We start from the raw sequence: 12,660 nt of genomic DNA on the forward strand, positions 1-12,660 counted from the left end.
ATATATGAAACATCTACTAATCTGGGGTGCCGGAGACCAGGGCACCGTTACCTTGGACTGCGCTTTGGCGATGAAGCGATATGACAGGATTGATTTCCTGGATATGAAGGAGAAAGGTCACCGGTCCATTCCGGGGTATGCGGTCTACGAGGAAGAAAAGGTAAATCTTTCCGGATTCCTGAGGTCATACAATGAAGCCATTGTAGCGGTAGGGAGCAATGACCTGCGGGAGGCCAAAACCTCCCGGCTCATGTCACTGGGTATTCCCTTGGCAACAGTGATCCACCCCACAGCGGTCATCAGCCCTTTTTCACATATTTCCAGGGGATGCGCCGTGCTGGCGCGGGCCGTGGTCAACCCCAATGCGCATGTGGGGACAGGGTGTATTGTGAACACGGGCGCAATTATTGAACATGACTGCATCATTGGGGATTTTGCAAATATTTGCCCCGGTGTTTCCATGGCGGGGCATACAAAGATCGGCAGAAAGTCGTTTCTGGGAATCGGATCCACGATCATGGATGATATCACAGTGGGAGAGGAGTCTGTGGTGGGAGCCGGGGCAGTGGTGATCCGGAATGTGCCGGACCGAGTGGTTGTGGCCGGGGTTCCGGCAAAGGAGATACATTCCTAAGTTAAGGCTGGTGATTCCTAAAAGAGGATTCCTAAAAGGGAATCCTAAAGGCAACAATATCTATTGATTTTGGACCACGCATCATGTATACTAAATTTAAGTAACAGGTGAGTCACCGCCGTCAAGAGAGGACCTAAAAAAGGGGCGAGTAATCGTCTCTTTTTTTGTACGGGGAAAAGAGTATAGAATCATGAAAAATATTACAAAGCCAAAATACAGAAAACTCCATCTGATCATCCAATTCCTCCAGGGCTCCAAAGTCTATTTTGCAGCAGCCGTAGCCGCATCCCTGATATCAACCATACTAAATGCCCTGACACCGCAGATTTTCCGGTTCAGCATTGATGAGGTGCTCAGCGGAAACGGAGGGACTTATCTGTCCGGCCACCTATGGATACTGGCCATGATGATCGTGGCGGTGGCGGTTGCTTCGGGGATTTTTACCTATATCAGCCGTACCAATACGGCCAAGGCAGGGGAGAATTTTGCTAAAAATCTGAGAGATGCGTTGTTTATCCATGTGCAGAAGCTGCCCATGAAGTGGCACGACAGGAACCAGACAGGGGATATTATCCAGCGGTGTACCTCTGATGTGGAGGTGATACGTGGATTTGTAGTGACACAGCTTCTGGAGGTATTCCGGACGGCATTTCTTGTAATTATATCGTTTGTTATGATGTTTTCCATGAATGTGAAGCTTTCCTGTATCGTTCTTCTGTTCGTGCCGGTTGTGATCGTGTATTCAACGGTGTTTTACAGATTGATCGCAAAGCGGTTTACCACAGCGGATGAGGCGGAGGGAGAGCTGTCCACGGTTGTGCAGGAAAATGCAACAGGAGTGCGTGTGGTGCGGGCCTTTGGCCGGGAACAGTTTGAGATGGAGCGGTTTGATAAGAAGAATAATGCCTTTGCCAGGCTGTGGATCCGGCTGGGAACATTATCGGGCCTGTATTGGGGAATTGGGGACCTGATCACGGGGCTTCAGGTGGTTGCGGTCATTATCTTCGGAGTGATGGAGGCGGTAAATGGTTTCATATCCGTTGGTGAATTTATTGCGTTTGCTGCTTATAATTCAACGCTGGTGTGGCCGATCCGTGGCCTGGGTCGTATTCTTTCGGATATGAGTAAAGCAGGTGTCTCATTTGAACGTGTGGATTATATCATCCGTTCCCAGGAAGAAGCTTATGGGAAAAGGGCGGAGATTTATGGGAAGGGAAATGTTGGTTTCGGAGAGGAAAACGAAACGTCCCCTAAAACGTACGATATTTCCTTTCAGCATGTATCCTTTGGTTATGAGGATGGAAAAGATGTACTTAAGGACATTTCATTCACGATCCCGGAGGGCAGGACGTTTGGTGTTTTAGGCGGAACGGGCAGCGGGAAGTCTACAGTGGTACAGCTCCTTTCCAGGCTGTATGAGCTTAAGGACAGCAGGGGGAGTATTTGTATTGGGGGCAGGGAGATCAGGGATATCCCCATAGAGGAGCTTCGGAGAAATATTGGAACGGTCTTGCAGGAGCCCTTTTTGTACTCCAGGACGATACGGGAAAATATATCGGCTTCCGTGCCGGATGCGTCCATGGAGGAGATCCGGTATGCGGCGCAGATCGCGTGCATCGATGATGCCATTATGAGCTTTCCGGACGGATATGACACACTTGTGGGGGAACGGGGAGTCACTTTGTCAGGGGGGCAGAAGCAGAGGATCGCCATTGCGAGAATGCTGCTTCAGAAAGCGCCGATCATGGTATTTGATGATTCTTTATCAGCCGTGGATTCCCAGACCGATTATCACATCCGCTGCGCCCTGAAGGAACATATGAGAGAGGCAACGGTCATCCTCATATCCCACCGAGTGACATCCCTTATGGGAGCTGATGAAATTATGGTGCTGAACCAGGGGCAAATAGAAGAATGCGGAACCCACGGTGAATTGATACGGAAAAATGGGATTTACCGCAAGATTTATGATATACAGATGAGCCGTGACGACAGAGAGAAGATGGAGGGATGACAGATGGCAGCATATGAAGAACAAGAATATAATAATCCCTTCAGTTTTAAGATCTGGATGAAGCTGTTTCCGTTTTTTAAACCATATAAAAAGTTTTTTGCCATTACCCTGGGGCTTAATATTCTGCTCGCAGGGGTGGATATCCTGGTGCCGCTGTTCCAGAGCTATGCCATTGATTCCTTTATTATACCGGATCGTATGCATGGGCTTGGGATATTTGCACTGGTTTATAGTTTGGTGATCGTGGCCCAGACGATTTGTGTGTATCTGTCCGTCCATGCAGCTACAACAATTGAGATGAATGTGGGAAAGGATTTAAAAAGGGCGCAGTTTCAGCATTTGCAGACATTATCATTTTCCTATTATAATACAACGCCGGTGGGCTATATCCATGCCCGGGTGATGAGTGATACGCTGAGGATCGCGGGAATGATCGCGTGGGGGCTGGTGGATATGTTTTGGGCCCTGATTTATGTGGTCAGTGTGTTTGTGATCATGTTTTTATTAAATGCCCGGCTGGCATGTATCATTACCATGATTGTTCCGTGTATTGCCCTGCTGACCGTGTATTTTCAGAACCGTATCTTAAAATGGAACCGAAAGGTGAGACGGATCAATTCCCAGATCACAAGCGCCTACAATGAAGGCATTACCGGAGTTAAAACGTCAAAGAGTATGGTGATTGAAGGGGACAATGAGAAGCGCTTCTTTGAAAAGACATCGGATATGCATCAGTCGGCGATCCATTCGGCAAAGCTGAACGCGGTGTATATCCCGGCCATTTTGTTTTTCAGTTCAGTGGCTTCCGCGGTCGTATTGGCAAAGGGCGGCTACATGGTCCGGGAAAATATCATCAAACTTGGGACCTTGTCTGTATTTATCTCTTACGCGGTTGTCATATTTGAACCCATCCAGCAGCTTGCCAGACTGCTTGCCGATCTGATCTCCTGCCAGGCAAATATCGAGCGGGTGATGGATTTGCTGGAACAGAAGCCCAATGTGGTGGACCGGAAAGATGTGCTTGAAAAGTATGGGGATGCATTTTCACCTAATAAAGAAAATTGGGAAAAGATACGGGGAGATATTGTGTTTGAAGATGTTTCCTTTATGTATCCGGATGGGAAGGAATATGTACTGGAACATTTTAACCTCCATGTGCCTGCGGGCATGAATGTGGCGATCGTGGGGGAGACAGGGGCTGGAAAGTCCACACTTGTTAACCTGGTGGGAAGGTTCTTTGAACCCACAAAGGGAAGGATCCTGATTGACGGGGTGGACTACCGGGAGCGGTCGCAGCTGTGGCTGCACAGCCAGATCGGCTATGTGCTGCAAAATCCCCACCTGTTTTCAGGAACTGTGCGGGAGAATATACGATATGGACGCCTGGACGCATCGGACGAGGAGATTGAAGAGGCGGCAAGAAATGTGTCCGCGGATATGGTTGTGGGGAAAATGGAAAAGGGATATGACAGTGATGTGGGTGAAAGCGGAGGCCTGTTGTCCACCGGTGAGAAGCAGCTGATCTCATTTGCCCGGGCGGTGTTGGCCAACCCTGCTATTTTTGTCCTGGATGAAGCCACTTCCTCAATTGATACGCAGACGGAAAAGCTGATTCAGGATGCCACGGACCATCTGCTGAAGGGCCATACTTCCTTTGTGATCGCACACCGTTTATCAACCATTCGCCAGGCAGACCTGATACTGGTGGTGAAGGATGGAAAGATCATAGAGCGGGGCAGCCATCTGGAACTGCTGGGACAAAAGGGATACTATTATGAACTGTATTCCAGGCAGTTTGAGGAAGAAGCTGCTATGAAAGTATTTGCAGGAGAACAGGCCGGTTCGTGATGGCCTTAAATAAACGGATACTGTACATGTTATGGCTGGCTAAGGAGATTAAGATACAATGGAAAGACGAAATGACTTAATGAGATCCAAACGAAAAGAACTTGAATCAGAGATTGAACAATACTGCAGAATCCAGAAGGCAGATGATACACAGATCATTGAGGTGAAACATGCTATGTTTGACAGCTGTATTATAATGACTCCCCCGGAGCAGGAGCCGCCTGTGATGCATATGCTGGTCATGTCTTCCCTGAGTGATTATAAAAGAGGAACGTCTATCAAGCCTGGGAATATAAAGATAAACATGAAAAAGCTGATTGATACATTGCCTGAATCTGTGGAGGCCGGCGTGGCATTGGCTATGGATATCCCTATTTTAAAGGTGTGTGCCGCCCTGCATATCTGGAAAATGATCAGGAATGTGATGTCGGTTGAGATTACTAAAGAACAGGCTGTCGTTATTATGTCATTGTGGAAAAATGCGGATGAACGCCACATCATTTCCCTGGAAAAGGGATGGGACTGCGCGAACCGTATGTGCAGGCAGACCTCCAACAAGGAATTTACCCAGGAGCGGTATACAACAATTCTGGAAGAACTGGAACGGATCGAAAGCATTAAAGTAAATGAAGATGGGATCTGGCTGTGTGAATGGGTGGCGCAAAGATACCGGTCATAATGTGGGCCATATGATCGGCCGTAGTTTAGGCTATACGGTGGGCCATAACACCCATTGCAGGATCTGTTATGTGTTCCAGTTAGGACAGGCGAAAGGAGAGATGATGTGGGGGATGATGTAGAATCTAATGCAGAATCTAACGCAGAATCTGATGCGGGATCTGTTATACTGGGAACGTATTGTTTTAAAGAAGGCGGGAGCATTTATCTGCCAATGGGCGATAATCTGAAGTTTCAGTCAGGGCAGGTTTCGGAAGCCCATGAGATCTATCATGCCCAGCTGCAGGGGATATCAGTGGCGGGTATTCTGATGAATATCCTGGACCTTGAACAGGCAGCGGCAGATTCCCTGGATCAACGGCACGCGGAGCACGTACAGAAGATAAATCTGATTTTGGAACAGAGAACGCGGAAAATTCATGAAATTTATGCAAACAGTATGGAACTGGCGTCTCTTTACCAGTATGGCGGCTTTAGAGCGGTGCAGAAAGGGTATAATAGCAAGACAAAGGAGTACCGGGAGTTTTCTTCTTATTTTTATGAATTGGTCCAGGATACACACATGGATCATACGGAAAAATGCAGGCAGATAACACTGCTATGCAAGGACGCGTTGCATATGGACGTGGCTTCTGAGGAATGGCGGGCAGCGGTTGGAGATGGAACAGCTTTTCAGGCATATCTGGACTGCCACGGATATTTTGACGAACGGTTTTACGGTCTGTATCAGGAATGGAAAAAGGGAAATGGAAAATCCGGATACCAGAAAGTTCAATGGGAGCCGGAGGTATGGATAGGACAGTTAAAACATGCGGGCCTTATAAAGTATTGTTCAGATATGGTGGAGCATGCACTGCAAAATATTGACCGCTGTATGATTGATGAGTTCGATTATGTTGAAAAGCTGGCAGAGCGGGTGAAAGCCTTTGATCTTTCGCATATTCGGGTAAGACGGGACATTGGAGAGGAGATGCTGCGCCAGGAAGGCGTGCTGGTGATTAAAAACTGCTATAACTTAGGTAAGGCGGAAGATGTATTTGTCATAGGCAGAGCTGACCTGGCGGATGGGTCCTGGTATTCCGGCTATGAGTGGAGCGGAAGGAAACTGGAGCATTTCCTTGAAAAAGCAGGATTTTTAATGATTCCGTTTATGGAATATGACAGCGTAAATGAGCGTGCGGGATTTTTACCAGCCGGGTCTAAGATGCTGTTTGTCCTGTTGGAGGACTTTTCCCACTGCTTGAAATGGATTCAAAAGGCCAGGGAAAAAGGCGAATTGTATATAGGGGACCTGACTCATAAGGAAAATGACAGCTGTTTTACGGTCTTGTTTTTTAACCCGAGGGAAAAACCGGACACGGTATTTGTTTATCCGGTGACCAGGAGGCTGGCAGAGAACTTGAAGCGATCAGCGGGCCTGGACGGCCAGGTGCTGTATGCTGACCAGCCGGAGTTTTTAAAACTGTTTGCAGGTTTTGATGATCTGTTGGAAGTTTTAAAAAGCTTTCAATGGCTGCTGGCGTTTTTCACGGACAGCAGGGTGGCAGGTATTGACCCGGAGTCACCCCATACATGGCTTGGCATTGACCTGTTCCGATCAATAGGAAATGTTATGTTTCAGATAAATCCGGAAAGATACTTGAGAAATCTGCATTGTCTGCCCACAAAGAGGACCGTGGGTACTCCCTTTTGGGCTTTGATGGAATTTTCCGGGGCATGTAATACGGGAAAAACATATTCAGTGGGAGGAAATCTGCTGCTTTTCCGGTCAAGGGAGGCGGCGCAGCAGTGGAAAGAACAGTGTCAGATCAGGGAAACAGGGATCCGGACTTATGAGGCGGCAGGGATCGACCTGTATTATTGGGAATTTTTAAAGAAGTATCTTTTGCATATGGATGCAGAAGTGTATATCCTTGGGAATGAGGAGAACAGGAAGGCTTCCGTTGCTGAAATTGATGGCATCCTTCGGGAAAACAGCTGATAAAAATAAGTGCACTCTCGGAATCTCAGCCGCAAAGACGGGTGCCGAGGAGACTTCGAGAGTACATATAATACAACAGGAGAAAAAACACATGGCTGATTTATTAAAAAACATGTTCAACCCAAAATCTCTTAATGAAATCGCAGCGGCGATTCGATCCGTTTACCCAGCCTTTCAGGCGGAGGAGTTTGTGAGATCAACCATGGATGAGACATGGGATGATCTGGAGCTAAAAGCCAGGGTAAGAAAAATAAATATAAGTCTGGGAACATATCTGCCCGCAGATTACAGGGAGGCCCTTGCTGTTTTAGACCAGGTGATCGCGGACTGTCCTTCCGGATTGTTTGGGATTTTATTTCCGGATTTTGTGGAGGTCTACGGACAGGATGAGGAGAATTGGGATCTATCCATAGCTGCGCTGGAGAGATATACCACCTATTCCTCCTCTGAATTTGCAGTAAGGCCTTTTATCATTCACCATGAGGAGCAGATGATGGCACAGATGTATGCCTGGTCCAAACATGAAAATGAGCATGTCCGCAGATTGGCCAGTGAGGGCTGCCGGCCTCAGCTGCCCTGGGGACAGGCATTGAATCAGTATAAAAAGGATCCCTCACCGATCCTGCCTATATTGGAGCAGCTGAAGGCCGATCCATCCCCGTATGTACGAAAGAGTGTTGCCAATAACCTGAATGATATTTCCAAGACGCATCCGGAACTGGTCATAAAGCTTGCAAAGGACTGGTATGGCAAAAACGAATACACGGATTGGATCGTAAAGCATGGATGCAGGACATTGTTAAAAAAGGGCAATCGGGATGTGATGGCTATGTTCGGATATCACGATGTTGATTCCATAGAAGTGGAAGACTTTTGCCTGGCGCCGTCCGCTGTCTCAATAGGGGAGGATATTGTTTTTTCCTTTTACATTTCCGCTAAGGAGGCCGCAAAGGTAAGACTGGAATACGGAATTGATTACGTAAAGGCCAATGGGAGAAGAAACAGGAAAATATTCCAGATCTCTGAAATTTTGCTGGATGATAATGAAAAAAAGTTTTATGAGAAAAAACATTCTTTTGCGGATCTAAGTACCAGGAGGCATTATCCGGGAACCCATTCCCTTACACTGATTGTCAATGGTGTGGAGCGGTGCGGTCAGGATTTTGAGTTGGTGATGTAATATGGCCCGTTGTATTTAAATGCACATTAGAGCAGCGGAATATGGTCCACGCACCATAAATGACTAAGAAAAATTGTGAGGATATATGAACATAGAGGAAAATAATTTTTTCAACAGCTACAAACTGTCAGACGATATCATCAAGTCCCTGGAGGTACTGGGCTACCGGACCCCCACCCGGATCCAGCAGTCCGTTATCCCCCTTATGCTGTCAGGAAACAATGTATTGGCAAAAGCGCCCACGGGAAGCGGGAAAACAGCGGCGTTTGGAATCCCGGTCTGTGAGCACGCGGTCTGGGAGGAGAATCTGCCCCAGGTCCTGATCTTGGAACCCACCAGGGAATTGACGGAACAGGTGCGGGATGAGTTGTTTTTTATCGGACGGCTGAAACGGCTGAAGGTGGCGGCCGTTTACGGAGGATTTCCCATTGACAAGCAGATCTGTACCCTGAAGCAGAAGTCCCACATGATTGTGGGAACCCCCGGACGTTTGATGGACCATATCCGCAGGGAAACCCTGAAGCTTAACAAGGTCAGCCGGGTGGTGATCGATGAGGCGGATCTGATGCTTGATATGGGATTTGCGGACGAGGTAAAGGAAATTCTTTCAAAGCTTCCGCAGGATGCGGGGATTTCCCTGTTCTCCGCCACATTAAAGCCTGAGGTCTGCCAATTGACAGATGGTTTTGTTCAGGATGCAGTTACCGTGACATGTGATGCACAGCCGGAGGAGGCTGCCATCAGGCAGTTGTTTTATGAAACAGCATCCGAGGATAAGTATGATACCTTTATCAAGGTCCTAAAGCTGGAAAATCCCGATAATGCCATTATTTTTTGCGGGACCAGGGAGATGGTGAACGTATTGTTCCAGAAGCTGAGAAGGAACCGGATCTTCTGCGGAATGCTTCACGGGGAAATGGAGCAGAAGGAGCGGCTGAAAACCGTCAATGCCTTTCGCAGAGGCGGATTCAGATTCCTGATCGCAACGGATGTGGCTGCAAGAGGCATTGATTTTAAGGATATCACCCATGTGATCAATTATGATTTCCCAACTGGGAGAGAAACCTATGTCCACCGGATCGGACGCACGGGCAGAAATGGAAAGACGGGAACTGCTGTGAGCCTGGTCTGCGAAGATGACAGGCGGATGCTTAAGATGGTGGAGGAGTACATGGGCCGGACGTTTTACGTGGAGGAAGCGCCGGTTCCGGAACATGACAGGGAAAAAGCATTCTGGGAAAGCCAGCGCGTGAAAACCAGGTTAAAGGACCAGGATGGAAATGGGTTTAATAAGGATATAATGAGGCTGGCCATTGGCGGAGGACGGAAATCAAAGATCAGAGCCAATGATATTGTGGCCACAATCTGCACCATCGATGGCGTGGATGTGACGGACATAGGAATCATAGATATAAGGGACAGTTTGAGCTATGTGGAGATTTTGAACCAAAAGGGGGAAATGGTTTTAGATGCGCTTAAGGATAAAACCTTAAAAGGCAAGGTTAGGAAAGTGAGAAGCGTTAAGGTTCAGGGGCTGATGTAAGGGCATGAAGGCCTGGCATATGGAATATATATGTTTAACGGGACAGAGGATTGACAAATCCGCTGTCCCGGTGTAGTATAAATAAAAAAGCATACGTATGCAAAGAGAGGGGCGGATGGATTAAGTTCATCCCGGCCTGCCTGCGTGGCGCAGGCCATGCCCGGCATTGGAGGGAAGGATGAGATGACCTCAAAGGAATTAGCAAAACTTCTGGGCGTGTCCCAGTCAACGGTTTCCAGAAGCCTGAATGGGAGCAGTCTTGTAAAAGGGGAGACGGCGGAGCGGATCCGTGCCGTGGCCAAAGAGTACGGTTATGAGATCAACAGCAATGCAAAAAGTCTTAAGACCAACAGCACCGGGACGATCGGCGTTGTCTTTCCGGACCATTTTATTGATTTTGATTCCAATATCTATATAGGGAACCTTTTTAACTGTATCCGCAACCATCTGCAGGCCCACGGATATGACCTGCTGGCCTTGGGCGGTCATGAACCGGAGGATAAGATATCAGGCGTTGAGCGGGTGATCCGCAACCGGAAGGTGGACGGGCTGATCGTGATCGAGTCCAGCATTTCCCAGGACAGGTGGTATGAGACAGGCCACCCGGTCCCCATTATCCGTTATAATCCGGAACAGGCGGGGGCTGAGGAGAGGAGCACCGTGGCTGTGGACCACCACCATGGCGGTGAGGTGCTGGGGGAGTATCTGGGCCGGTGCGGACACAAGCGGATCCTGTGTGTGTCCGCCATGGAGAAGATGGGGGCCATCAGACTCAGGGAACAGGGAATCCGGGACGGACTGAAAAAGTACGGCGTGATCCTGGAACCCAAACAGTTTCTCCACGGAGACCTTACATTTGAGTCAGGATACCGGGCCGTGATGGAGCATAAGGATATGTTCAGGGATTATACGGCTGTCTGCGCGTACAATGACGCCATGGCCCTGGGAGTCATGGAGGCATTAAAGGAGCTTCAGATCAGGATCCCGGATCAGATCAGCGTGACAGGGTTTGACGGCTTAAAGATAGGCGCCTGGTTCCGTCCCCGCCTTACAACTGTTAGCATGCCGGGGCAGGAGATCGCGGAACAATGCTGCCGGCTTTTGTACGCAAAACTCAGAGGGGAAGAGGGGGAAGGGATCCGTCCAAAGATCCTGCCCCAGCTGATTATCAGGGAATCCAGCGGTCCGGTTTAAGGAATGAAATGGACTATGTTCGCATAGCCATTTTATTTTACATTTTTATGAATACGTATGCAAAGGAGAGAAACAAATGAAAGTAATCAACATTATGTATGACTCACTGAACCGTCACCTGCTGTCCACGTATGGCTGTGACTTTACCATCACGGAGAATTTCCGGCGCCTTCAGGAGCGGACTGCCGCCTTTGACTGTTTTTACGCGGGAAGCCTGCCGTGTATGCCTGCCAGAAGGGAGATGCACACGGGGCGGTATAATTTTCTCCACAGAAGCTGGGGGCCGATGGAACCCTATGACAATTCTGTGTATGAACTTTTGGGAAAGAATGGAATTTACACGCATTTTATTTCGGACCATGCCCATTACTGGCAGGAAGGAGGGCTGACATATCATACAAAGTTCTCAACCTATGAGTTTGTGAGAGGGCAGGAAGGGGACCTGTGGAAAGGGGATGTCTGCGGCTACACGGATTTTCAGGATCTGAAGCGGCAGGAGTATGTGAACCGGGAATACATAAAGGATGAGGAGGATTTTCCTCATGTCAGGGTTTTCCGCTCTGCCATGGAGTTTCTGGAAAAGAATGTGGAACAGGACAACTGGTGCCTGCATGTGGAGTATTTTGACCCCCATGAGCCGTTTTACGTGCCGGAATCCTATAAGAAGATGTACAGTGACAAAGCTCTTTCCTTTGACTGGCCTCCTTATGAACCGGTTACGGATGAGGAAACGCTGGAGAGCGTCAGGCTGAATTACTGTGCGCTGCTCACTTTTTGCGACACCTATCTTGGAAAACTTCTTGATTTTATGGATGAACACGACATGTGGAAGGATACGATGCTGATCGTGAACACGGATCATGGCTTTCTTCTGGGAGAGCATGGTTATTATGCTAAGAATTATATGCCCCTGTACGAGGAGATCACCCATCTTCCCTTTTTTATCTGGGATCCCGTGTCAGGGGGAAAGAATGTCAGGAACCAGGCGCTGTCACAGACCATTGACATTGCGCCAACGCTCTGCGACTTTTTTCACATTGGCATACCGGAGCAGATGCAGGGAAGATCCCTGCTTCCGGTTTTGCGCCAGGGGGCTGTGGGCCGTGAGTACGCGCTGTTCGGCGGGTTTGGAAAGCATGTGAATATAACGGACGGAGACTATGTGTACATGCGCTCGGGAAGGGAGGAGACTCTGTACAATTACACCATAATGCCCACCCATATTTTCACCCCTTTTTCAGTGGAGGAACTGAAAAAGGCGGAGCGGGAGCTGTGTGATTCCTTTGAGTTTACAAAGGGTGTGCCACTGATGAAAATACCGGCAGAGACATCCACCTCACCGGATAATTCTTCCTACTGGTATGACCGCCACATGAAGTACGGGGACCTTTTGTTTGACCTGAAGGAGGACCCGGGACAGAACCATCCCATAAAGGATAAGGCGGTGGAGGAGCGCATGAAGGAAGCCATGATCCGGCTGATGAGGGAGTCGGAGGCTCCTGAGGAACAGTATAAGAGACTGGGACTGCAGGGAAGGCACTCCCGCTGAAATAAATACCTGTTTTCCGGAATAAATACCACAAGGCCC

At 48.5% G+C, this 12,660-nt stretch carries 9 protein-coding genes; all 9 read left to right on the forward strand.

All coding sequences use genetic code 11. The annotated features are described in order from the left end of the window. The first annotated feature begins 4 nt into the window (after positions 1-4). The 9 genes from CLFS41_RS06085 (at position 5) to CLFS41_RS06125 (ending at position 12,621) form a co-directional block, all read left to right on the forward strand. On the forward strand, positions 5-634 hold the full coding sequence (locus CLFS41_RS06085) for an acetyltransferase (protein ID WP_007863392.1): 630 nt from the start codon (positions 5-7) through the stop codon (positions 632-634). Between the two features lie 190 nt (positions 635-824). Next, positions 825-2,648: an ABC transporter ATP-binding protein gene (locus CLFS41_RS06090; RefSeq protein WP_007863390.1), complete on the forward strand. Its 1,824-nt coding sequence runs from the start codon at positions 825-827 to the stop codon at positions 2,646-2,648. Between the two features lie 3 nt (positions 2,649-2,651). Next, on the forward strand, positions 2,652-4,496 hold the full coding sequence (locus CLFS41_RS06095; protein ID WP_007863388.1) for an ABC transporter ATP-binding protein: 1,845 nt from the start codon (positions 2,652-2,654) through the stop codon (positions 4,494-4,496). 58 nt (positions 4,497-4,554) lie between these two features. Further along, entirely contained in the window at positions 4,555-5,175 is a 621-nt protein-coding gene (locus tag CLFS41_RS06100) for a hypothetical protein (RefSeq protein ID WP_143111271.1), read from the forward strand. A gap of 105 nt (positions 5,176-5,280) precedes the next feature. Continuing rightward, complete coding sequence (locus CLFS41_RS06105) at positions 5,281-7,155, forward strand: hypothetical protein (protein ID WP_045091759.1); 1,875 nt, start codon at positions 5,281-5,283, stop codon at positions 7,153-7,155. Positions 7,156-7,246: 91 nt separating this feature from the next. Beyond that, the gene (locus CLFS41_RS06110; RefSeq protein ID WP_045091760.1) at positions 7,247-8,335 is read left to right on the forward strand and encodes a DNA alkylation repair protein; all 1,089 of its coding nucleotides are present in this window, start codon (positions 7,247-7,249) and stop codon (positions 8,333-8,335) included. A gap of 85 nt (positions 8,336-8,420) precedes the next feature. Beyond that, positions 8,421-9,878 carry a DEAD/DEAH box helicase gene (locus CLFS41_RS06115; protein ID WP_045091761.1) on the forward strand — a complete coding sequence of 486 codons (1,458 nt, stop codon included), beginning with the start codon at positions 8,421-8,423 and terminating at the stop codon, positions 9,876-9,878. Positions 9,879-10,061: 183 nt separating this feature from the next. After that, positions 10,062-11,072: a LacI family DNA-binding transcriptional regulator gene (locus CLFS41_RS06120; protein ID WP_007863368.1), complete on the forward strand. Its 1,011-nt coding sequence runs from the start codon at positions 10,062-10,064 to the stop codon at positions 11,070-11,072. A gap of 76 nt (positions 11,073-11,148) precedes the next feature. Next, positions 11,149-12,621, forward strand: coding sequence for a sulfatase (locus CLFS41_RS06125; protein WP_045091762.1), 1,473 nt, complete (start codon positions 11,149-11,151; stop codon positions 12,619-12,621). Positions 12,622-12,660: the final 39 nt, after the last annotated feature.

It is taken from the genome of Clostridium sp. FS41 (assembly GCF_000954015.1).
Lineage (GTDB): Bacteria > Bacillota > Clostridia > Lachnospirales > Lachnospiraceae > Enterocloster > Enterocloster citroniae.

Coding starts and splice junctions, on each gene's coding strand:
- CLFS41_RS06085 (WP_007863392.1), top strand. CDS start 5: ATGAAACATCTACTAATCTGGGGTGCCGGAGACCAGGGCACCGTTACC.
- CLFS41_RS06090 (WP_007863390.1), top strand. CDS start 825: ATGAAAAATATTACAAAGCCAAAATACAGAAAACTCCATCTGATCATC.
- CLFS41_RS06095 (WP_007863388.1), top strand. CDS start 2,652: ATGGCAGCATATGAAGAACAAGAATATAATAATCCCTTCAGTTTTAAG.
- CLFS41_RS06100 (WP_143111271.1), top strand. CDS start 4,555: ATGGAAAGACGAAATGACTTAATGAGATCCAAACGAAAAGAACTTGAA.
- CLFS41_RS06110 (WP_045091760.1), top strand. CDS start 7,247: ATGGCTGATTTATTAAAAAACATGTTCAACCCAAAATCTCTTAATGAA.
- CLFS41_RS06115 (WP_045091761.1), top strand. CDS start 8,421: ATGAACATAGAGGAAAATAATTTTTTCAACAGCTACAAACTGTCAGAC.
- CLFS41_RS06120 (WP_007863368.1), top strand. CDS start 10,062: ATGACCTCAAAGGAATTAGCAAAACTTCTGGGCGTGTCCCAGTCAACG.
- CLFS41_RS06125 (WP_045091762.1), top strand. CDS start 11,149: ATGAAAGTAATCAACATTATGTATGACTCACTGAACCGTCACCTGCTG.